Consider the following 21,047-nt stretch of genomic DNA (forward strand, 5'->3'; position numbering starts at 1 on the left):
CGCTGCCTGAATGCACGGGTCCAGCGGCGTCGCTCATCTCGCCGATCGTCATCCCACTGTCACGCCGGAGCGGCTGGTCGCACAGTTGGTTCCGCCGCCGACGTTCGCCGACGTCAGCTTCGACAGTTACCGCCCGGACCCGGCCGAACCGTCCCAGGCCGCCGCGGTGCAATCCTGCCGCAGTTTCTGCGAGCAGGCAGCGCTTCGGCGGGCAGGCAAGAAGAAGCTGTTCGGCAAGCGTGAGGTGCTGCCCGGGGTCGGGCTGTACCTGGACGGCGGGTTCGGCGTCGGCAAGACCCACCTGTTGGCCTCCACCTATTACACGCTCTCGGCGGGCGAGGCACCGACCGCGTTCGCCACGTTCGGCGAGCTGACCCAGCTGGCCGGTGTGTTCGGCTACAACGAGTGCATCGACCTGCTCTCGGAGTACGTGGTGGTGTGCATCGACGAGTTCGAGCTCGATGACCCGGGCAACACGACGCTGATCTCGCGGTTGCTCTCGGCGCTGGTGGAGCGCGGGGTGTCGATCGCGGCTACCTCGAACACGCTGCCCGAACAGCTGGGTGAGGGCCGGTTCGCCGCGCAGGATTTCCTGCGCGAGATCAACACGCTGGGACAGATCTTCACGACGGTCCGGATCGAGGGGCCCGACTACCGGCATCGCGATCTGCCGCCGGCCCCCGAGCCGCTGTCCGATGACGAAGTGGCGCAGCGGGCCGAGGGCGTCACCGGAGCGACCCTCGACGACTTCGACGCGTTGTGTGCGCATCTGGCGACCATGCACCCGTCGCGCTATCACGCGTTGATCGAAGGCGTCACCGAGGTGTTCATCACCGGGGTGCACCCGATCGAGGATCAGAGCGTGGCGCTGCGCCTGGTGGCGCTGACCGATCGGCTCTACGACGCGGGTGTCCCGGTGCTGGCGTCGGGGACCAAGCTGGACACCATTTTCAGTCCGGAGATGGTGGCCGGCGGGTTCCGGAAGAAGTACCTGCGGGCCACGTCGCGTCTGCTGGCCCTGACCGCCGCCGCGCAGCAGAAGACCGTCTAGACCGGACGGACCATCACGTAGTCGTTCTCGATGCGGGTCCCGAGCCGGAAGGTCTTGGTGCCGCTGATGGTGAAACCGTTCTTGGCGTAGAAGCGCTGCGCGCGTTGGTTCTGTTGGTTGACCCCCAGCCACACGCAGCCGACGCCGGATTCGGCCGCGGCGCGCAGTGACTCGGTCATGAGAGCCTGGGCCGCACCACCGCCGTGGCGGTCGGGCAGCACGTAGATCTTGGACAGCTCGAGTGCGGGCCGCAGCGTCACCGCTTGCTGGACGTCACTGTTGTCGGGGACACCGTGAATCAGCATGGCGTATCCGGTGATTGAGGTATCGCGTGCCACCAGCACGATCCGGTTCGGATCGGTGAGGTACTCGCCGAAGCGTTCCTCGGAGAGGGTTTCGGCGATGAACGCGGCGATGTTGTCCGGCGTCACCGACGGGGGACAGGCCAGGGGAAAGGTGGCGGCCGCGACCGCAGCGAGTTCCGGAAGGTCAGCCGCGGTGGCCGGCGCTATCTCCACGGCTCCTCGCGCGAGCGCTCGTGGGTGATCAAGGCAGGGGCGCGCCCGGCTGCCACAGATTCCACTGCGCCAGGTGCTCGCCCGTCTTGGTGTCGGTCAGCACCACGTTGGTGACCAGTGCGCGGTAGACATCCCAGTAGACGTCGCCGTTGACGGTGGCTCCCGGAGGCGCGTTGCGCAGCGCCGCTTCGAGCCGGTTCGGCGCATCGGTGTGCTTGGGCGCGTACGCGTCGGCGTACGGGGTGACGCCGTTGAATGTGAACCCCAGCGCCATCGCGTAGGGGTTGGGCGCAGAGATGGTGGTCACCGTGATCGGGGCCCGCCACGGCCCGCCCTGGGCCCGCCACCGCGGCGAGCCGTTCCAGCCCCAGCCGGGCGGGACGTCACTGGCGAGCACGTCGTGCACGGTGACGTCGGCGACGATGCCGTTGGCGGTCTGGACCCGCAGCGTCTGACCGATGTTGCCGATGGGGGCGCCTTCGGCCGAGGCCGCCGGCGGGGCCACGAGGGCGGTGACGGCCACCACCATGGCCGTGAACATGAGCGCAAACCAGCGAGGCATGCCACGCATGATCGCACAAAGTGAAACGTGTTACAGCCGGATGGGTCAGGACACCCAGGGCCCGAAGCCGCCGACCTTGTCGATCCGGATGCGGGTGAGCCAGCCGGCCGGTGCGTCCTTCGGCGGGAACGGAACGTTCGGTGGGGAAAGCGTCTGCGCCAGTTCCTTGAGAAGTTCCGGTGCGCCGCCCTCGACGATGCGTGCCGTGCCGGTGATGGACAGGTAGGGACGCATCGTGTCGCGCAGCGGACCGGTGTCGGCGATCGTTACGGCGACCCGCGGGTCGCGGCGGACGTTGCGGACCTTCTTGTGTTCGGCCAGATGCGCGGTGACGAGCTCGTCACCGTCCGGGGTGGACTGCAACGCCACCCAGACCAGCGATACCTGCGGGCTGCCGTCCGGATTCAGTGTTACGAGAGTGGCGTCGGCACCTGTGCCGATGAATTCGCGTGCGGCGTCGTTGAGTTTCACATCTGGTTCTACGGCTACGGGGACGCTTTCATTCCAGGTGTCAGTCCTCGGCGGTGTCTTGATCTTTCCCAGTCAACGATTCCAGGGCGGCGGTCAGTTCGGTCTCGAACCGTTGCGGGTCGGCGCCGAGGCGGTGCAGCGGTCCGTCCTCGGCTTCGGCCTCGGCCAGGGCGAGCAGGATGTGTTCGGTGCCGATGTAGTTGTGGCCCAGCCGAAGTGCTTGGCGGAAGGTCAGTTCCAGCGCCTTCTTGGCGCCCCCGTTGAACGGGATCAGTGCCGGAACCTCGCCGGCGGGTGGCGGAAGGGTGATGGCGGCCTGGGCGGCCTCGGCGGTGATGCCTTGACTCGCAAGGAGTTTGGCGGCGAGTCCGTCGGGTTCGGAGAACAGTGCCAGCAGCAGGTGCTCGGGAGTGATCTCCGCGTTGCCGGCCGCGTGCGCGGTGTTCTGGGAGACGACGACGACGTTGCGGGCCCGCGGGGTGAACCGGCCGAATCCGGCATTCGGGTCGAGTGCGGCCGGGTCGAAATCGGGAACCTTTGGCACAAAGCGCTTCTGGACCGCCTGCTTGGTGACGCCCATGGCCTTGCCGATGTCGGTCCATGAGGCGCCCGAGCGGCGGGCCTGGTCGACGAAATGTCCGATGAGGTGGTCGGCGATGTCGCCGAGGGCGTCCGCGGCGATCACCGCATCGATCAACTGTTCAAGAGGTTCGGTGTGAGCCTTCTTGATCGCGCCGATGAGGTCGTCGAGACGGACGGGGTTGGTGACGGTGACGGGTTGGCTCATGCGTCAACTCTAAGTTGACGACCCGTCACCGTCAACCGCAAGTTGACGATGGAGGCTGTCGGCGACGTAGTGGCCGGGCATCGACCCGCGCGGATCGGGCAAGATAGCGCCGGTGAATCTCGAAGAGCGTGTGCTCCGGCTCCTGCGACCCGTGCTGCGGCCGGTGATGCGGGTGCTGTCGTTGCGCGCCATCGTCATCGTCGGTGCACTGTCGGTGGTCGTCACAGTCATCACGCTCGGGACCTGGGTGTGGGTCGGTGTCACCAACGACCAGTACAGCCAGCTGGACCGGCGGCTGGATTCATTGAGCAGTCTGGGTGATGTGAGCACGCTGCTCACCGCCACGAAGCAGGGCTCGGCCGACGAGTCCATGCCGGATGACGGCGGCCTGGTCCGCACCGCACACATCGGCGGCGTCAGCGTCTCGGTGCCCAGCGACATCGTCCTGCCCCGGTTGGAGAACGGGTACGCCAACACCACGATCGACGGGGTCGAGTACCGCGTGCGCACGTTCACCGCGGGACCGGCCAGCATCGCGCTCGGCGCACCGCTGGCCGACACGCAACGGCGGATCGACGAGCTGCACCTGCGGGTGCTGCTGATCTGCGGCGGCGTCATCGGCAGCACCATCGTGGTGGGCTGGGTGATCTCGCTGGTGATGATCACGCCGTTCCGGCTGTTGGCCCAGCAGGCGCGGGCGATCAACGCCCAGTCCAAGCCGGACGAGGTGCAGGTGCGCGGTGTGCGCGAGGCAGTTCAGATCGCCGAGGCGGTCGAGGGCATGCTGGCGCGTATCGGCAACGAGCAGGAGCGCACCAAGGCCGCGCTGGAGTCGGCCCGCGATTTCGCCGCGGTGGCCTCCCATGAACTCCGCACCCCGCTGACGGCGATGCGCACCAATCTGGAAGTGCTGTCCACCCTGGACATGACCGATGAGCAGCGCGAGGAGGTGATCGGGGACGTGCTGCGCACGCAGAGTCGCATCGAGGGCACCCTGACCGCCCTGGAGCGGTTGGCCCAGGGGGAGTTGACCACGGTCGAGGATTTCGTGCCGATGGATGTCACCGAGCTGCTCGATCGCGCCGCGCACGACGCGCTGCGCACGTATCCGGGCTTACGGGCCACTCTGATGCCCTCGCCGACGGTCTTGATGCTGGGCATGCCGGCGGGCCTGCGCTTGGTGATCGACAACGCCATCGCCAACGCCGTCAAGCACGGTGGTGCCACCGAAATCCGGCTGAGCGCAGTCAGTTCTGCCGACGACGTGCAGATCGTGGTCGACGACAACGGTTCCGGGGTGCCCGAGGCGGAACGGGCCGAGGTGTTCGAGCGGTTCGCCCGTGGCTCGACCGCATCGCGTTCGGGATCCGGTCTGGGTTTGGCGCTGGTTGCCCAGCAGGCCGAATTGCACGGTGGCACAGCCGCTTTGCTGGAGAGCCCGCTGGGGGGAGCGCGGCTGTTGCTGCGGCTGCCGCTGACCCGGACGCGCATGGAGGACGCGCCCTTCTAGGTTCAGGGGTGCGCAGGTTCCCCGGTGACGCGGTGATCGGCGTGGTTGAGTCCCTCCTGGACCAGACGGCTCAGATGCCCGTCGCGCAGCCGATAGAAGACCCGTCGTCCGTCCTTGCGGGTTTCAACCATGCGGGCGAAACGGAGTTTTGCCAGGTGTTGACTGATCGAGGTGCGAGAGGCTCCGGTGGCCTCGGCAAGTGCGGTCACATCGGCCTCGCCCTGGGTCAGGAGCCATAGCAGGTGCAGTCGGGTCCGATCCGCCAGCATTCGGAACGTCTCGCTGGCGACGTCGAGCCTCTCCTGGTTTGGTGCGCCCTCATGGACCAGGCTGTCCTGCAACCGCGACGATGGGCTCCCGGGCCGTGGTGCCATGGAACTCCCTCCCGTGACGCGGCCACATCGTGACTGCCGCCAGTGTCGCGAGTGTAGCCAGTGCGGCCAATAACAGGGCGGCAACAGCCTGGTTGAGCGTGGCGCCGACCCAGCCGGCCATCGGGTACGTGAGCAGAAAACCGGCGTGCGACAGCGAGAACTGCGCGGTGAAGACCTCGGTGCGGTTCTGGACGGTCGAGTTGCGGCGCAGTAGGCGGGCTGACGGAGTGTTGATCATCGAGGTGCCTGCACCGGTGATCGCCCACAGTGTGCACATGGCGATCCACCCCGCGGCTCCGGAGGGTGTGGCCAGGATGAAAAGGGTTGTGGTGCAGAGTGCTCCGGTGCAAGCTGCGGCACCGACGAGCATGACCGTGCGGTCGGAGATCAGATTGAGTAGGCGGGGCACAGTCAATGCGACCAGCATTGAACCACCGCCGAAACACGCCAGCGCTATCGCAAGACCACTGTCCTGACCGTCGAGCAGGGCTCGGACGTAGATCACAGTGTTGACCACCACCAGTGCGGTGGCTGCCGCGACGACGACGTTGAGGGCCAGCAGGGCGCGCAGGTCTGGAGATGACCGCATGATGTGTGCACCGTTGAGCAGGCGGTCCCGAAAATGAGCCGGGCGTGGGGCCTGCGGGGCAGCGGGGACTCGTGCCAGCGAGATGGCGGTGGCCGACGACAGGAATCCCACGACGGTTCCGAGGAACAGGGTGGGATAGCCGACCACGGTCAGCAGGGCCGCCGCGAGCATCGGGCTGGCCAGTGATTCCAGGTCGTAGGCGAGGCGGGACAACGATAGTGCCTTCGTGTACGTGTGCTCGTCTGCCAGGGCTGATGCGATCACCGCCTGATAGGCGGGCGTGAAGGTGGCCGATGCGGCCTGTAGCAGAAATACCAAAAGGTATATCTGCCAGACGGATTCGACGAACGGTAAGCAGAGCGCGACCGCGGCTCGCAGCACATCGGTCGCGATGAGGACCGACCGGGGCCGTAATCGCGAGGTGGCCGCGGCCATCAGCGGGGCCACGAAGACGTAGGCGGTCATCTTGATCGCCAGGGCGGTTCCCAGCACGGCCCCGGCGTTGTCGGCGGCGACGTCGTAGGCCAGTAACCCCAGGGCGACGGTCAGCAGACCGGTGCCCAGCAGCGCTACGACCTGCGCCGCGTACAGGCGCCGGAACAGCGGGATGCGCAGGGGATGGCTCGCCACGCCACCATTATGTCAATAGGTGCGCAATTGCGCACCTATAGTTTTAGCCGGATCCTGTAGCCACGTAATCGGCACGCAAAGCGTCAGCAGTCCTGAACGGGTGACCGGGCCAGGATTTCGTCGAGGAAGCCCGCGGCCTCGCGCCCGGCGCGTTCCACATCGCCGGCGGCGATGGCCTCGACGAGGTCGTCGTGCGGGAACATGCCGCCGGGAGCCGCACTCGTGGTCGCGACGCTGGCGGTGATCGCCTCCAGTAGCCCGCGGTAGATCTCGATCAGCACCGGGTTGTGCGAAGCGCGCACGACGGCCAGGTGGAACTCGGTGTCGGAGTGGGTGAACTGCGCGTGGTCGGTGGTGTCGGTGTGTGCGAGGTGGGCGCGTAACTCGGCGAGGTCTGCTTCGGTGCGCGCGGTGGCGGCCAGGCGGGCGCCTTCCACCTCGAGGCAGCGTCGGACCTGCAGCACATCGCGTAGCTCGGATCCGCACAGCCGGCGCAGCGCTGCCGATACCTCGCTGGTGGCGCGCACGTAGGTGCCGTCGCCCTGTCGGACTTCGAAGATGCCGTTGTGTGCCAGTGCCCGGATGGCTTCGCGCACGGTGTTGCGTCCCACCCCGAGCGCCTCGACCAGTTCGGATTCGGTGGGGATCCGGCTGTCGACCGGCCATTCGCCGGAGGTGACCAGGGTGCGCAGTTGCTCGATGACCTGATCGACCAGGCCCGTGCGTCGCGTTGTGGCGAGCGGCACTCGAAAGTCCTTTCATCCAATCATGGGATGTATGGCATCATAGCCGGGTGAGTGGGACCCTGCGCAAAGAAACCCTGAACAGTTACGAGCACGATCTGGAGCTCGAGCTCGACGGTGCCGTAGAGGTCCGTCCCGGGACGATGGCGGCAGGCGGTGTCCTGCTGGTCGTGGCGGTGGTCCTGACCGCGCTGAACCTGCGCCCGGCGATCACCAGTATCGGACCGGTCCTCGGGGAAATGCGCGAATCGCTCGGGGCCTCGGCAGTCTGGGCCGGCGTGCTGACGACTCTGCCGGGGCTGTGCTTCGCGGCAGCCGGACTGACCGCACCGTGGTTGGCCCGCCGGATCGGGTTGGGCCGGGCGATCTCGGTCGCCCTGGTGATCCTCAGCATCGGCCTGGTCGCCCGGGTGCTGGACGGCCCGTACGTGGTGATCGGCGGAACGCTGGTGGCCACCGGGGGTATCGCACTGGTCAACGTGCTCATCCCCGTCGTGATCAAGGGTTCGTTCCCCGCCCGGATCGGCCTGATGACCGGCGTGTATACCGCCGCACTGCAGGGCGGCGGGGCACTGGGATCCGCGGTCACCCCGCCGCTGGAGCCACTGCTCGGTGGCTGGCGGGGAGCGTTGGGCTCCTGGGCCCTGGTGGCCGTCGTCGCGCTGCTGTTCTGGCTGGTGGGCGCGCGGGGAATCAGCACGGCCCGCACCGAAGCGGCCTCGTCGGGGACGACCGGTCGCTCACTGCTGCGCAGCCCGCTGGCCTGGACCATCACGTTGTTCTTCGGCTGCCAGTCGTTCCTGGCGTACATCGTCATGGGCTGGCTGCCCGAGGTGTTCATCGACAGCGGCGTCAGCAAGACCGACTCCGGTCTCCTGCTCGGGTTGGTGTCCATCCTTGCCGTCCCGATCAGCCTGATCGTTCCGCCGCTGGCGGCCAAGCAGAAGAACCAGAGTGGCTGGATCGTGGGGCTTGGCGTGGTCGGGATGGTCGGGATGATCGGCCTGCTCGTCGATCCCGGCGCGGCGCCGTTGCTGTGGAGCTTCTTCGTGGGCATCGGGATGAGCGTGTTCTCGTTGGCGCTCACCGTGATTGCGCTGCGCGCGCGGAACGCCGAGGACACTGCGCGGCTCTCGGGGATGGCGCAGGGCTTCGGGTACCTGCTGGCCGGTGTGGGTCCGTTCTCGTTCGGGCTCCTGCACAACATGACCGCCGGCTGGACGGCGCCGTTTGCCATGATGCTGGTGATCTACCTGGTGCAGATGGTGGCGGGTGCGCTCGCCGGCCGTGACCGCTACGTCTAGGTCACAAGCCTGTTTTGTGGCCCCACAACATCGCGGTGCCTACCGGTGATCGGTTGCCGCCGCGAACATTGTTGACGTGACCACCTACACCGCCCCGAGGCCGTTCCATACCGCTCTGCTGGACACCGCTGTGCTGGACGAGTTGGACAGTGCGGGTTCGGCCTTCCGGCACATCACGCCGAACTGGTTCGCCTCGGTGATGGGCACCGGAATCGTCGCGACGGCCGCGGCCACCCTGCCGCTGCACCTGCCGGGTCTGCACGGATTCGCCACTGCGGTCTGGATTCTCGCCGGCACCGTGTTGGTGGTGCTCACCGCGGCGTTCGCCACGCACTGGATCCGGCACCGCGAACAGGCGAAAGCCTATGCCGCGCATCATGTGGTGGGTCAGTTCTACGGCGCCCCGGCCATGGCGCTGCTCACCGTCGGTGCGGGGTCGCTGCTGCTCGGGCCTGCCATCATCGGTCCGTCCGCGGCGCTGGCGCTGGACGTGGTGCTGTGGACCGCCGGCACGGTATTGGGATTGGTTGTCGCCCTGTGGCTTCCGTTCGCGATGATCACCCGGGAGGACCACACCGATGTGGAGGCGGTCCCGGCCTGGATGATGCCCGTTGTTTCACCCATGGTCTCGGCGTCCACCGGTGCCCTGCTGCTGTCACACCTCGGTCCGGGGCAGGCGGGGATGACCTTGCTGGTGGCCTGCTATGCCATGTTCGGCCTGAGCCTGCTGGCCGGCCTGATCACCACGACCATGGTGTACTCGCGGCTCATGCACGGGGGCTTCAGCCAGGTGCAGGCGATTCCCACGGTGTGGATCGTGCTGGGTGTCGTCGGCCAGTCGATCACCGCGGCCAATCTGCTGGCCGCCCATGCCGGATCGGTGCTCACCGACGCGGCCACGGTGTCGGCGCTGCATGCCTTCGGCGTCGTGTACGGCCTGGTGATGGGTGGATTCGGGGCGTTCGTGTTCTGCCTCGCGACGGCGCTGACGGTGCATGCGGTGCGGCGCGGATTGTCGTTCAGCCTGACCTGGTGGAGCTTCACCTTCCCGGTGGGCACCTGCGTGACCGGTGCGTCCGCGTTGGGTGCCGCCACCGGTGCGGCGGCCATCTCCTGGCTTGCGGTCGCGTTGTACGTACTGTTGCTCGGCGCTTGGGCGACCGTCGCCACCAACACATTGCGCGGGGTGCGATCCGGTCAGCTACTGCGCGGCTGACCCTTGGCGGTTGCGCCGAGTGTGACGCAAAGGTCGTAAATCCATTGCGGAAACGACCTTTGCGTCATTCTCGGCGATGTTGATGTGAAGCGATGTGGCTGAGCAGGTCGCGCACCGCCCCGGCCGGCGGGGTGCGGCCTCCCGACCAGACGGCCCGCAATTCGCGATGCAGATCCAGACCGGCGATGGGCACCTCGCGCAGGCGGCCCAGCGTGAGGTCGTCTTCGACGGCCAGCCGGCTCATCACGGCCGGCCCGGCACCGGCCAGCACTGCGGCGCGCATCGCTGCCGCCGAGGACAATTCGATCGCAGGATCGGCCTGACTGGTCGTTGGACCCAATGCGGATCGCAGTGCAGAACTGAGGGCATCCCTTGTGCCCGAACCGGTTTCGCGTGACACCAGTGCGGTCTCGTTGAGTTCGGCGGGGCTGATAGGGGCCGATCGGCGGGCCCACTTGTGATCCGGGGGTACTACGGTGACGAGTTCGTCATGGGTGATCACGCGGCTGCGTAAACCGGCTGGTGCACCCGGGGATTCGATGAAGCCCAGGTCGGCCGACCCGTCGTGCACTGCGGCGATCACCTGGTCACTGTTGGCCGCGGTGAGGATGACCTGGGGCGCGGTCACACCCCGGCGTGCCGCGTCGGCCTGCAGTGACACCAACCAGCGCGGCATGAGTTGCTCGGCAATGGTCAGGCTCGCCGCAACGGTGATCCGGCTGTGGCTTTCGGTGCGCATCGCAGCCAGGCCGGCGTCGACGCGTTCCGCGACGTCGAGCAACTGGTCGGCCCACTCGGCGACGACCGCCCCGGCCGCGGTCAGACGGGATCCGCGCGGGCCGCGTTGCACCAGCCGCACCCCGGTCTGGGCTTCGATGGACGCCAGCCGCGAGGACACCGCCTGCTGGGTGAGTCCCAGCTCACGCCCGGCAGCTCCGAGGCTGCCGGTGCGGGCGATCGCCAGCAGCACTTCGAACGCTGCCAGCTCGGGCATCCGGGCGCTGAGCGGCATGTTCAGGATCGTAGGTTGTAGTCACAAACCATGCTTGTGAACTCCCCGGTTGTGGCCCCGCGATGGCAGTCGTGTAGCCTGGCCGACGTGACTATCGGTGTGTGTGCCAGCTATTGGCGCTTTATCAAGGCTCCGGGCGGAGCCGATAAAGCGCAGCACTAAGCACGCATCCACCCGGAGCCCAGGCAGTGACCATCGGTCGCTGCCTTTCGTCGTTATAGGGCGCCGGATTCTCTGCCAGGTGCCCACCACCAGGAAGGCACCTGAAAATGAACTTGGCGCAGACCGCCAACGCCCCCACTACATCGGACCGGCGGGTCCGTAGTTTCAGCGCGATTCCCAGCCCGCACGATGTGCTGACCGAGTTCCCGCTGGGGGAGCGCCGCGCCGAGCGGGTGGCCCGCGACCGCGACGAGATCGCCGACATCCTGGCCGGTCGTGATGACCGGCTGCTGGTGGTCGTCGGCCCGTGTTCGGTGCACGATCCCGCGGCCGCGCTCGAATACGCCAGCCGGTTGGTCAAGGTGGCCGACGAACTCAAAGACCAGCTCAAGATCGTGATGCGGGTGTACTTCGAGAAGCCGCGCACCACCATCGGCTGGAAGGGCCTGATCAACGATCCGGGCATGGATGGCACCTTCGACGTGGCCCGCGGATTGCGCATCGCCCGTCAGCTGCTGCTCGACATCATCGACATCGGCCTGCCTGTCGGGTGTGAGTTCCTGGAACCGACCAGCCCGCAGTACATCGCGGATGCCGTGGCCTGGGGTGCGATCGGCGCCCGGACCACCGAGTCGCAGGTGCACCGCCAGCTGGCGTCGGGCCTGTCGATGCCGGTCGGGTTCAAGAACGGCACCGACGGCAACATCCAGGTCGCGGTCGACGGCGTGAAAGCCGCTGCCGCCGAGCATGTCTTCTTCGGTATGGACGATATGGGCCGCGGCGCGGTGGTGAGCACCGCAGGCAATGAGGACTGCCACGTGATCCTGCGCGGCGGGACCGACGGACCGAACTACGGGGCCGACGCGGTGGCCGCCGCCGCAGCCAAGCTGACCGGTGCCGGGCTGCCGGCTCGTGTCGTGATCGATTGCAGCCACGCCAATTCCGGCAAGGACCATGTCCGCCAGGCGTCGGTGGCCGCGGAGGTGGCCCAGTTGGTTCGCGACGGGCTACCGATCAGCGGTGTGATGCTGGAGAGCTTCCTGATCGCCGGTGCCCAGTCGCCCGAGGCCCGCCCGCTCACCTACGGTCAGTCGGTCACCGACAAGTGCATGGATTGGGACGCAACGGATCTGGTGCTGCGCGAGCTCGCGAAGCGAGAGGGTTAGTTCCCGCTCGATTCGGACTCGTCGGCCCCGGATTGCCAGCTGCCCGGCATCATCGGGGTCGTGGTGCCGCTGCCGAACGTGTCATCGGCCAGCGTGGTCAGCCCGGCCGGGCCGGCAACGACGGATTTTGCTGCGGTACCGGTGAATCCGAGGTTTCCGGCGTCGCTGCCGGAGGCGCTGGTGTCGGCGGGTTGCTCCGGTGGCGGTGTGGCGGCCTCGCCGTCGGCCGTCATGAACTCGTAGCGGTAACCGCGGTCCTTGGCCGTCCCGCCGCGACGCTTGCGGGCCTGGGCCCGTCGCTTGTCGATCGCGGCCGCCGTCGCGGCGGCAGCGGCCGATGCACCGACTGAGTCGGAGGCCTGGGCGGTCGCGCTGTACCGCATTGTCGGGCCGAAACCGAACCCAGGACCGCCGCCCGGCACCGCGTAGATGCTGGTTTCCGCGCCGGTGGCCATCGGTGTAGGCGAGGGCGCAGGGGTGACCGGCGCCGAACCGGGTGTCGGCGCGGTCGGTGCGCTCGCGGGCGCCGATGACGGTGCCGGGGAGCCGGGCAGCGCGGCTACCGCAGGCTGCTCGGCGGGCGGGGTCATCTCATCGGCGGGCGCGTCGATCGGAATGTCGTAGGCCTGCGCCAGTCCGACGAGCCCGAGCATGCCGAGCATCGCAGGGGAGGCCGCAGCGACCGCCGCGGCGTACAACGGGGTGCCCAGCACCGCGAAGACTGCCGTGTACGCACCGAGGAAGAACACGTTGATATACGTGGTGAACAGCAGCGACGGGTCGGCAATGATCTCGGCGAGGACCTGGGGGATCTTCCAGGGCTCGAGAATGAATTCCCTGAGCTGGTCGTACATCCCATAGAAATGCTCAGACTTCCCGGCCAGCCAATTGCCGATCGGATCGTTGGCTTCGATCCACTTGACGAACTCCTCGTACGAACTGATCAAGTCGCTCAAGCTGAGGGACGAGCCAGATTCGGTGGCCTCCGTCGCGGCGGTGGCCTGCATCATCGTGGCCGACACCGAACCGGCTTCGCCGACGCCCGGTGCCAGCAGCAGTGGTGCGGCCGCAGATATCGGTGTGGTCGCCACCGCGATCTCGGTGGCGGCCTGGTAGACGGTCATCGTGGTCGCGGCCTGGATCCACATGCGGACGTAGTCGGCCTCGTTGACGGCGATCGGGACCATGTTGATCCCGAAGAAGTTGGTGGCCACCAGCACACCGAGGGTTGCGCGGTTGGTCGCCAGCTCGGCCAGCGTCGGCATGGCCCCCAGTGCGGCGGTGTAGGACGCCGCAGCGGTCTCGATCTGGGCGGCCACCCCCGCGGTGCTGGCGCTGGTCTCGCTCAGCCAGGCGAGGTAGGGAACATGTGCCGCGGTGTAACGCTCGGCGCTCGCACCCTCCCATGCTCCGGCCTGCACAGTGCCCATCAAAGCGGTCAATTCGCTTGCCGCCAGGGAGTATTCGGTACTCAACGAACTCCATGCTCCGGCGGCTGCCAACAGCGGTCCGGCGCCGGGGCCGCTGCTGAGCAGGGCCGAGTGCACCTCGGGCGGTACGGCCATCCAGACCGGGGCGGTCATCGCGGACCGCCCACGAGGATGGGGGACGGTGTGGCGTCGCTATTTGCTGCTTTGGTAATGGGGGTGCAGATAGTCATCGGCGTTGTCCGGGGTGCAGTGCATGCAGGTGCCCCGGTATCTCCTCTCGATCGCTTTGCTCCACCATCGAACAAGTATGGTTAGCATAAGCTAACTTCAAGCGATTTGGGGTATGAACTTCCTATGTCTTGGCGGAATCGTCAATCTGGAGGCTGAGCTCAGCGGCGGTAGGCGGGCAGCTTCTCGGCGAGTTCGTCGAAGACGCGCTGGTTGAGGCTGAAGGCCAGTTTCACCTCGTCGACCACGCGATCGATGTCGTCCCCGTCGAGGTCGAGCCCGTCGAGGCGGTCGCGGTAGGCGTCCTTGTACGGCTTGGGCCGCATCGGGAAGTCGTAGAACGCCAGCCCTTCGCCGTCGAGGTCGAACGAGCGTCCCAAGATGCGACCGATGGCCTGGCCACCGGAAAGGTCACCGAGGTAGCGGGTGTAGTGATGCGCCACGAGCGCGCCGCCCCAGGGGGTATCGGCGAACCGGGCGCAGTAGGCGCGCACCGCAGGTGAGTCGACGTCGCGATCCGTGCCGGGCGCCCAGTGCGCCAGGTCGGCGTCGATGGCGTCCAACCGCTCGAGTGCGGGGTCGTACACGGCGCCGACGAGGGGGTCGTTGCGGTGCTGCCGGATGGCGGTCTCCAGTGCGGCGTAGATCGCCCGCAGTCGCAGCAGATAGTCGACGTAGCCCTGCTCGTTGACCCGGCCGCTCAGAAGTTCGGTGACAAACGGCGACTGCTCGGCGGCGTTGTGCTGGTCGGTCGAGTCCTGACGCATCGCCGCGGAAAGTGAACGGACGGACTCGGTTGCGACGGCACTTGGCGGCATTCTCGGCTCCACTTGCTAGGGCTCAACTTTGACACGTTGTCAGCATCCTGACAACTTGTCGAAAACCTAGCACGGTGCCGACAGGTTCGGGGGGCTACGGGTTCGGGGGTGGGTCGCGGCTAGCGCGTGGCGCCGAGTGCGCGCAGGACGAACCGCTCGATCGCCTCTACTGGAAGGTGGCGGGGCGCCAGGCACGCATGGATCAACGACATCGTGGCGGGTTCGTCGTCGATGACGAACTGCCCGGTGGCCACGCCCTGCGTCAGGATGTCGCGCAGTACGTCCTCGACCGCCACCACATGGTCGCGGATGGCCAGCATGGTTTCGGTCGACAATGCGCCGTAGAGCTGCATGCCCATACCCATGTGGAATTCCTGGCCGGCCTCCAGCTGATGCCGGATGTAGACCCCAAGGCGTCCGACCGGATCGTCGACCTCGGACAGGGCGGCGCGCAACCCGTCGAGGTAGCGGGTCGTCTCGTGCGAGGCGAACGCGATCACCACTGATTCCTTGTCGGGGAAGTGGTGATAGATCGCGGTCCGACCGATCCCGGCCTCGGCCGCGAGCTTGGCCATCGTGATCGCGTCGAAGCTGTGCTCGGCCATGAGTGTGGCGAAAGCCTCGAAGATGCGCTGCTGGACCAGCTCGCGGTGTTCTTCGACCGATGAGGCGCTGATCCTGGGCACGCTCGACTCTAACGCCCGCGATCACAGCGGAGTCTGTTAGTCCAGGCTTAGCTGCCGGGTCGCGTTCGCCCGGTCCACTACAGTCTCGGTACCCAACTGAATGAAAGTGGTACTTCGTGCTGCATGCCTTGCGGGGCTTACCCATCCCTTCGCGTTTCGCCACTGCTGCGCGCACCCTGCACCCGGTCGGTTTGTCGGTGGCGCTGCTGTTCTTCGCCTGGTCGATGAGCCCGTCACTGCTGCCGCGCGCCTGGTATCTGCAAGGGGTCGCGACGGGTATCAGTGTCGGGATCGGGTACGGGCTGGGGTGCGCCATCGCGTGGGTGGTTCGCCGTTGCGGGATCAGCCCGCAATGGTCGTCGCGCACCGGCAGGATTGGGTGGTGGACGCTGGCCGGTGCCGCTGTCGTGGTCGTCCCGATGTTTCTGGTGCTCGGGTCATGGTGGCAGCAGATCTTGCGCGATCTCATCGGGATGCCGCGCACTGAGCGGTCCTTCTACTTTCTGGTGTTGTTGATCGCGGTGGCCATCGCGGTGGCGCTGGTCGCCATCGGACGTGGATTGCGTTGGGCCACCAATCGTTTGACCGACATGGGCGGGCGGGTCGTACCCGGCCCGGTGGCCCGGCTGGCCGCGGTGGTCATCGTGGTGACCCTGGTGGTGATGGGGCTCGATGGTGCCCTGCATCGCGGACTGCTGAGCATGGCCGAACGTTCCGCGAAAGTGGCCGACAAGAGCACCGCCGAGGGCGTGGCGCAACCGAGTGCACCGGAGCGTTCCGGTTCGCCGGCTTCGGCGCAGGCATGGGACACCCTCGGGCGCGAAGGGCGCAGCTTTGTAGCCGGTGGCCCGAGCGCCCAAGAGATCTCGACGGTGACCGGCACTCCGGCGCTCACCCCGATCCGGGTGTACGCCGGCCGCACTTCCGCGGACAGTGTCGAAGGTATTGCCGAGCAGGTGATCGCCGAACTGCGCCGCACCCACGCCTTCGAGCGCAAGGTGCTGGCCGTCGTGACCACCACAGGTCGGGGTTGGGTGAACCCCAACGTCGCGGCCGCCCTCGAATACGTCAACGGCGGGAACACGGCGATCGCGTCGATGCAGTATTCGTTCCTGCCCAGCGCGCTGTCCTTCATCGCCGACCGGGAGACCCCGCCGTTGGCCGGGCAGGCGTTGTTCGAAGCGGTGCACGGGGTTTGGGCTGCCCTGCCGGAAGCCAAGCGGCCGAAACTCGTGGTGTTCGGGGAGAGCCTGGGTTCGTTCGGCGGGCAGTCGGCGTTCGCCTCCGGTGCAGACATCGTCGCCCGTACCGACGGTGCGCTGCTGGTCGGTACCCCCAACTTCGCGCAGCCATGGAGCAGGATCACCGCCAACCGGGATCCCGGTTCGCTGGAGCGCCTGCCGGTGGTCGACGACGGCCGCCACATCCGCTTCGCTTCTCGGACCTCCGATGTGAATCTTCCTGGCCCGTGGGAGTTTCCGCGCGTCGTGTTCTGGCAGCATGCCGGCGACCCGATCACCTGGTGGTCCTTCGATCTGCTGCTGCATCGCCCGGACTGGCTGCGGGAACCGCTTGGGCCCGACGTGGACCCGGGGATGCGGTGGCTGCCGTTCGTGACGTTCTGGCAGGTGACGCTGGACATGATCTTCTCTGCCGACGTGCCGTACGGGTACGGGCATGCCTTCGGCCCGGACGCCACTGATCTGTGGGTCGACATCCTGGCGCCGAAGGGGTGGGATCCCGCGCTGAGCCAGCGGATCCAGGATGCGATCGCGGGGAGCGATCAGTCCGACTGACCGATAGCCCGGCGGTTTGTTGACGCAACTGATAATTTGCTGCTGGCACGCCGCCGGGTACGGGACATCGGAGCCTTGGCCGATACAGGCTTCAGCGAGACGAGATCGCGGCGATCGAGGACGCTTTCGACTCCGTGCACATCGGCGGGGCGGCACGGTCGTGTCGGTGTGAGTCATTACGCCGGTGCGTGGCGGGCAGCGCATAGTCTGCGCGGTGTGGGTGGACTGTTCGGGTGGGCGATCGCGGTGATGTTGCTGTTCTGGCCGATCCTGTTGGCGATCGGTGCCGTCGCGTGGCGCAACGAAGTGCTCGCCAATCGGATTCGCGCGAATCAGGCTGACCTCAGAATCCTTATCGGACAGGTGATGGACGAGGCGGCCCGCGGGCGCGAACTCGGTGCGGAGAAGTCGTTCGTCGCATGGCGCGTCGACTGGGCCGAAGACGGTGTCATGCGAGTGGAGAACACGGGCCGTGACAAGGCCCGCTCCGTCACGGCCAAGGCGTCGAACGCCTCTGGGGCGGCCGAAAAGACCGTGAGTTCGGTGGAACCGGGCGGGGCTGTCGATCTCGGTGTTGTCCTGGCCGCCGCGGGTGACACCGAGGTCGAGCTCACATGGCGCACAGAACTGGGCCGCTGGACGACCGAACGGTACGTGCCCAAGCGCTGATCGATGCCACAATCGCACCTTTGAGCGGATGACGGGATTCGAACCCGCGACCCTCACCTTGGCAAGGTGATGCGCTACCAACTGCGCTACATCCGCGCGCCACAAGCGAGATCGTCGCCCGTCGCGATGCAGAACACTAGCCCACCGATGCGCGCAGACACAAATCACTCGGTTTTGACTTGCATTGCGGGGCAACGTAAAAGGTGCACGTCAGCGGGGTGGTGTCGGTGATTCGGATGCCCGCGGCAGACGTCAGAGGGCAGTTCGTAGGATTCGTGGATGCCGCTCAACGTCGGTGAGACGTTCTCCGTGTTCCGGATCGATCGACTGCTGGGGCCAGGCGAGACGGGGGAGGTCTACCTCGCGCAGCACCCCAGGCGCCCCGGCCGTGACGCGCTGACGGTGCTGCCCGAGGACTGGTCCGCCGAACCCGGGTACCGGGAACGGTTCTGCCGTGAGGCGGATGTGGCCGCCACGCTGTGGCACCCCAGCATCGCCAGGGTCCGCGGTCGCGGGGAATTTGACGGTCAGCTCTGGATATCGATGGACTTCGTCGACGGCACGGATCTCGCTGGTCTCCTCGATCAGCGGTACCCGAACGGCCTGTCGCGCGAACAAGTTTTCAACATCATCATCGCGGTTGCCGGGGCGCTCGACTACGCGCACAAGCATGGCTTGCTGCATCGCGACGTCAGGCCGGCCAACATCATCCTCACTGACGTCGACGGTGATGCGGAGTCGCGCGCCGTTCTCGCCGACCTTGGTATCGCGCGCAGCATCGGACCTGCGGACCGGCCCGGCTACGCCGCACCTGAGCAACTGGTGGGGGAGGACGTCGACGGCCGCGCAGACCAGTACGCGCTGGCCTGCACCGCGTACCACCTCTTGACCGGGATGCAACTGTTCGCGCACTCCAATCCCGCTGTCATAGTGAGCCGGCACGTCAACTCGAAGCCGCCGGTGTTGGCCGACACGCGGCCCGAGTTGGCCGATCTCGATCCGGTGCTGGCCAAAGCCCTTGCCAAGAACCCGGCTGATCGATTCGACAGCTGCGGCGCTTTCGCGCACGCGCTGGCCGATGAAACGCCGATGCCCGCACTGACTTTGACGCCGGCGCCGGCCGCACCGGCGGCCAGCCAACGGACCGCCGGGTATCGAGTACCCGCGAAATGGGCGCCCGTAGCGGCCGCCGCCGCCGTTGGCGTCGTCGCCGGAGTCGGAGTGTGGCAGCTGTGGCCATCCGCTGGCGCCGCAGCGAGCGAGCAGCCGAGCCAACCGCCGAGCGCAGCCATTGCGAGCGCCACGGATGTGGCGATCGCCCCATCGCCGAGCGGCCCGGTCTTTGACGGCCTCTACCGCCTCGACTACGACAACCTCCACGCCACCCTCAACGGCACCCCCTGGCCGGGGGCGGGCAACCAAATCGCGAGTTATTGGTGGGCATTCCGATCGACCTGCAAATCGTCGGGATGTGTTGCGACGTCGACGCGGATGGACAGCTCCAACCATGCCGTCCCCCACATGGAAGGTGGCGGGATGACGGCCGTCTTCCGCTTCCTCAACAATTCTTGGCAGGGTGATCCCGCGAGAGGCTCGCTGCCCTGCGAGGCGCCGATCGTCGGGCAAGCGCAGGCCATGGATACGGCGTTGGCATTGACGCCGCAGCCTGACGGCGGGCTGGCCGGCGTTCAAACCACGACCATCCAATCCAACGAGTGCGGGCTACAAGGCGCGGTGATCACCGTGCCCGTCCAGTCCACCCGGATCGACGACGTTCCACCGGGCAGCCCGATCGCCGACCCCGCCGCGGTTGCGGATCCGCTGCCGCCCGCTCCTCAATTGCCCCCGCCGATACCGGGGGGCCCTCCGGTTCCCGCGCCTCCGCTGCCCCCGGCACCACCGCCGCCCGCTCCGCAGGTGCCCCCGCCGCCGTCAATCGGCCCGCTCATGCAGAACCCCGGCCCGCCGGCCGCTCCGTTGGCGCCGGTCGCCGCTCCACCTGCGCCGCCCCCGCCGGTCGGTAACTAAAGAACCGGGATCGGGTGTTCGCCGAAATGCGTCACCCGGCAACCACTTACGTGCGCCGAGCGCGACGCCGCAGGGTCGGGTAGCCGAATCGACCGGGTATGACTGTCCGCAAACAGCAGAAAGGCCCGGTTCGAAAACCGGGCCTGCACTGCTGTGGTGCGCGATACTGGGATTGAACCAGTGACCTCTTCCGTGTCAGGGAAGCGCTCTCCCGCTGAGCTAATCGCGCGGGTCGAAATTCTTTCTTGGAGGTGGAGACGGGAATCGAACCCGTGTGCACGGCTTTGCAGGCCGTTGCCTCACCACTCGGCCACTCCACCGCTGGGGTTGATGCCACAATTGCACCTTCGAGCGGATGACGGGATTCGAACCCGCGACCCTCACCTTGGCAAGGTGATGCGCTACCAACTGCGCTACATCCGCGCGCCACGAGCGAGATCGTCGCCCGTCGCGATGCAGAACATTAGTCCACGGATGCTCGCAGACACAAATCCCCATTACGGGAGGGCAACGCGCGGCCAAAAACGGTGTTTCAGAACAGGTGATAGGCCTGCCGCGACAAGGTGAATCCGTGACGGGTCTTCGTGTCGCGGCATGTGATGCCGGTGTCGGCGCTCTCACATCGCAATGTCCCGGCCGTGATCGAGTCCCCGTAGCCCAGTTCGGCGCCGGCGTCCAAGGCGGTGTCGCCCGCGCAGGCGAACTCGGCGGGCCGGCCCGGGCTCAGTGTCATGCCCTGGCCGTAAGCGAACTCACAACTGGCCGGGCGCAGCGGTGGTGCCCAGCTACGGTCGCGGATATCGCAACGCGCCGTCGAGGCGTCGAGGTAGCACCCCACGTTGCCGGACGGCGAGGTGAAGCCAGTCAGCTCGTTGACCTGCCGGTTCGTAAGGCTGGACACATCACGAACACTCGGCATTACGGCAGGGGCCCGATCTGTCATCGGAGCCGGGGCGCTGTGGCAACCGGAAAACAGTGCACTAGCAGCAAAAACCGCGCCGCTGACCACTGGCCAGCGAACCCGCAGGTGAACCATGACGGGTGACCATACGCCCACGTCGGCATGCATATTTGGCAAATCAAACAAGTCGATCGGGTGGATACCGATTCGGGCCTGGCCCGGTATGCGTGCTAGTGTTCCACCTCGTTCCCACGGTCTCGTAGCTCAGTGGGAGAGCGTCCGCCTCACACGCGGAAGGTCGCTGGTTCGATACCAGCCGGGACCACCATCACGACCAACGGCTTCGGATATTCCGAGGCCGTTTTTTCGTGGCAGGACACACACTTCCCCGTGTCC

Annotated in this window: 20 protein-coding genes and 5 tRNA genes; 9 read left to right on the plus strand and 16 right to left on the minus strand. The window is 67.0% G+C overall.

The annotated features are described in order from the left end of the window. Window positions 1–10: 10 nt before the first annotated feature. Window positions 11–1,051, plus strand: a complete 1,041-nt coding sequence (gene zapE, locus ACWEFV_RS02720) for a cell division protein ZapE (protein WP_135453898.1) — start codon at window positions 11–13, stop codon at window positions 1,049–1,051. Here zapE and ACWEFV_RS02725 read toward each other — a convergent pair. From ACWEFV_RS02725 to ACWEFV_RS02740, 4 genes are read right to left on the minus strand one after another with little or no spacing between them, the layout of a single operon-like run. Continuing rightward, window positions 1,048–1,569, minus strand: coding sequence for an N-acetyltransferase family protein (locus ACWEFV_RS02725; protein WP_450068977.1), 522 nt, complete (start codon window positions 1,567–1,569; stop codon window positions 1,048–1,050). The genes zapE and ACWEFV_RS02725 overlap by 4 nt on opposite strands. A gap of 28 nt (window positions 1,570–1,597) precedes the next feature. Further along, on the minus strand, window positions 1,598–2,131 hold the full coding sequence (locus tag ACWEFV_RS02730) for a hypothetical protein (protein ID WP_135453900.1): 534 nt from the start codon (window positions 2,129–2,131) through the stop codon (window positions 1,598–1,600). Window positions 2,132–2,176: 45 nt separating this feature from the next. Next, window positions 2,177–2,602, minus strand: coding sequence for a PPOX class F420-dependent oxidoreductase (locus tag ACWEFV_RS02735; protein ID WP_450068978.1), 426 nt, complete (start codon window positions 2,600–2,602; stop codon window positions 2,177–2,179). Window positions 2,603–2,642: 40 nt separating this feature from the next. Continuing rightward, on the minus strand, window positions 2,643–3,389 hold the full coding sequence (locus tag ACWEFV_RS02740) for a Clp protease N-terminal domain-containing protein (RefSeq protein WP_135453902.1): 747 nt from the start codon (window positions 3,387–3,389) through the stop codon (window positions 2,643–2,645). Window positions 3,390–3,555: 166 nt separating this feature from the next. Here ACWEFV_RS02740 and ACWEFV_RS02745 point away from each other — a divergent pair, with 166 nt between their 5' ends. After that, complete coding sequence (locus ACWEFV_RS02745; protein WP_450069258.1) at window positions 3,556–4,899, plus strand: sensor histidine kinase; 1,344 nt, start codon at window positions 3,556–3,558, stop codon at window positions 4,897–4,899. Between the two features lie 2 nt (window positions 4,900–4,901). Here the strand turns inward: ACWEFV_RS02745 and ACWEFV_RS02750 are convergent, their stop codons facing one another. From ACWEFV_RS02750 to ACWEFV_RS02760, 3 genes are all read right to left on the minus strand, one after another. Next, entirely contained in the window at window positions 4,902–5,273 is a 372-nt protein-coding gene (locus ACWEFV_RS02750) for an ArsR/SmtB family transcription factor (protein ID WP_135453904.1), read from the minus strand. Next, entirely contained in the window at window positions 5,218–6,492 is a 1,275-nt protein-coding gene (locus ACWEFV_RS02755; protein WP_450068979.1) for an MFS transporter, read from the minus strand. The genes ACWEFV_RS02750 and ACWEFV_RS02755 overlap by 56 nt, the downstream gene beginning before the upstream one ends. A gap of 83 nt (window positions 6,493–6,575) precedes the next feature. Next, a complete protein-coding gene (locus tag ACWEFV_RS02760) occupies window positions 6,576–7,238 on the minus strand; it encodes a FadR/GntR family transcriptional regulator (protein WP_135453905.1) in 663 nt (220 codons plus the stop codon). Window positions 7,239–7,378: 140 nt separating this feature from the next. On the opposite strand from ACWEFV_RS02760, the gene ACWEFV_RS02765 reads away from it, so the two are divergent. Then, window positions 7,379–8,539: a CynX/NimT family MFS transporter gene (locus ACWEFV_RS02765; protein ID WP_450069259.1), complete on the plus strand. Its 1,161-nt coding sequence runs from the start codon at window positions 7,379–7,381 to the stop codon at window positions 8,537–8,539. 76 nt (window positions 8,540–8,615) lie between these two features. Then, window positions 8,616–9,755 carry a TDT family transporter gene (locus ACWEFV_RS02770; RefSeq protein ID WP_450068980.1) on the plus strand — a complete coding sequence of 380 codons (1,140 nt, stop codon included), beginning with the start codon at window positions 8,616–8,618 and terminating at the stop codon, window positions 9,753–9,755. Window positions 9,756–9,819: 64 nt separating this feature from the next. On the opposite strand, the gene ACWEFV_RS02775 is transcribed toward ACWEFV_RS02770, so the two are convergent. Next, a complete protein-coding gene (locus tag ACWEFV_RS02775; protein WP_135453907.1) occupies window positions 9,820–10,767 on the minus strand; it encodes a LysR family transcriptional regulator in 948 nt (315 codons plus the stop codon). A 269-nt stretch (window positions 10,768–11,036) separates the two neighbouring features. On the opposite strand from ACWEFV_RS02775, the gene ACWEFV_RS02780 reads away from it, so the two are divergent. Then, a complete protein-coding gene (locus ACWEFV_RS02780; RefSeq protein WP_135453908.1) occupies window positions 11,037–12,095 on the plus strand; it encodes a 3-deoxy-7-phosphoheptulonate synthase in 1,059 nt (352 codons plus the stop codon). On the opposite strand, the gene ACWEFV_RS02785 is transcribed toward ACWEFV_RS02780, so the two are convergent. The 3 genes from ACWEFV_RS02785 to ACWEFV_RS02795 all read right to left on the minus strand — a co-directional run bounded on the left by ACWEFV_RS02785 (window position 12,092) and on the right by ACWEFV_RS02795 (window position 15,257). After that, window positions 12,092–13,678: a PPE domain-containing protein gene (locus ACWEFV_RS02785; RefSeq protein WP_450068981.1), complete on the minus strand. Its 1,587-nt coding sequence runs from the start codon at window positions 13,676–13,678 to the stop codon at window positions 12,092–12,094. The two genes, ACWEFV_RS02780 and ACWEFV_RS02785, sit on opposite strands and share 4 nt — an antisense overlap. 236 nt (window positions 13,679–13,914) lie before the next feature. After that, window positions 13,915–14,571 carry a biliverdin-producing heme oxygenase gene (locus ACWEFV_RS02790; RefSeq protein ID WP_450068982.1) on the minus strand — a complete coding sequence of 219 codons (657 nt, stop codon included), beginning with the start codon at window positions 14,569–14,571 and terminating at the stop codon, window positions 13,915–13,917. A 119-nt stretch (window positions 14,572–14,690) separates the two neighbouring features. Then, window positions 14,691–15,257 carry a TetR/AcrR family transcriptional regulator gene (locus tag ACWEFV_RS02795; RefSeq protein ID WP_135453911.1) on the minus strand — a complete coding sequence of 189 codons (567 nt, stop codon included), beginning with the start codon at window positions 15,255–15,257 and terminating at the stop codon, window positions 14,691–14,693. Between the two features lie 116 nt (window positions 15,258–15,373). Between ACWEFV_RS02795 and ACWEFV_RS02800 the strand changes: the two genes are divergently transcribed. Continuing rightward, complete coding sequence (locus ACWEFV_RS02800) at window positions 15,374–17,053, plus strand: alpha/beta hydrolase (protein WP_450068983.1); 1,680 nt, start codon at window positions 15,374–15,376, stop codon at window positions 17,051–17,053. A gap of 216 nt (window positions 17,054–17,269) precedes the next feature. After that, complete coding sequence (locus tag ACWEFV_RS02805) at window positions 17,270–17,722, plus strand: hypothetical protein (RefSeq protein ID WP_450068984.1); 453 nt, start codon at window positions 17,270–17,272, stop codon at window positions 17,720–17,722. A 23-nt stretch (window positions 17,723–17,745) separates the two neighbouring features. Here ACWEFV_RS02805 and ACWEFV_RS02810 read toward each other — a convergent pair. Beyond that, a tRNA-Gly gene (locus ACWEFV_RS02810) sits at window positions 17,746–17,818 on the minus strand. Window positions 17,819–18,001: 183 nt separating this feature from the next. On the opposite strand from ACWEFV_RS02810, the gene ACWEFV_RS02815 reads away from it, so the two are divergent. After that, window positions 18,002–19,750 (plus strand): serine/threonine-protein kinase, encoded by a 1,749-nt coding sequence (locus tag ACWEFV_RS02815; protein WP_450068985.1) that lies wholly within the window; start codon window positions 18,002–18,004, stop codon window positions 19,748–19,750. Window positions 19,751–19,904: 154 nt separating this feature from the next. Here the strand turns inward: ACWEFV_RS02815 and ACWEFV_RS02820 are convergent. The 4 genes from ACWEFV_RS02820 to ACWEFV_RS02835 all read right to left on the minus strand — a co-directional run bounded on the left by ACWEFV_RS02820 (window position 19,905) and on the right by ACWEFV_RS02835 (window position 20,651). Beyond that, a tRNA-Val gene (locus ACWEFV_RS02820) sits at window positions 19,905–19,979 on the minus strand. A gap of 17 nt (window positions 19,980–19,996) precedes the next feature. Then, window positions 19,997–20,070 (minus strand) — tRNA-Cys (locus tag ACWEFV_RS02825). 30 nt (window positions 20,071–20,100) lie between these two features. Further along, window positions 20,101–20,173 (minus strand) — tRNA-Gly (locus ACWEFV_RS02830). A gap of 109 nt (window positions 20,174–20,282) precedes the next feature. Beyond that, the gene (locus tag ACWEFV_RS02835; protein ID WP_450068986.1) at window positions 20,283–20,651 is read right to left on the minus strand and encodes a DUF6636 domain-containing protein; all 369 of its coding nucleotides are present in this window, start codon (window positions 20,649–20,651) and stop codon (window positions 20,283–20,285) included. Between the two features lie 253 nt (window positions 20,652–20,904). Here ACWEFV_RS02835 and ACWEFV_RS02840 point away from each other — a divergent pair. Further along, window positions 20,905–20,979, plus strand: a tRNA-Val gene (locus ACWEFV_RS02840). Window positions 20,980–21,047: the final 68 nt, after the last annotated feature.

The organism is Mycobacterium sp. NPDC004974, from assembly GCF_053600815.1.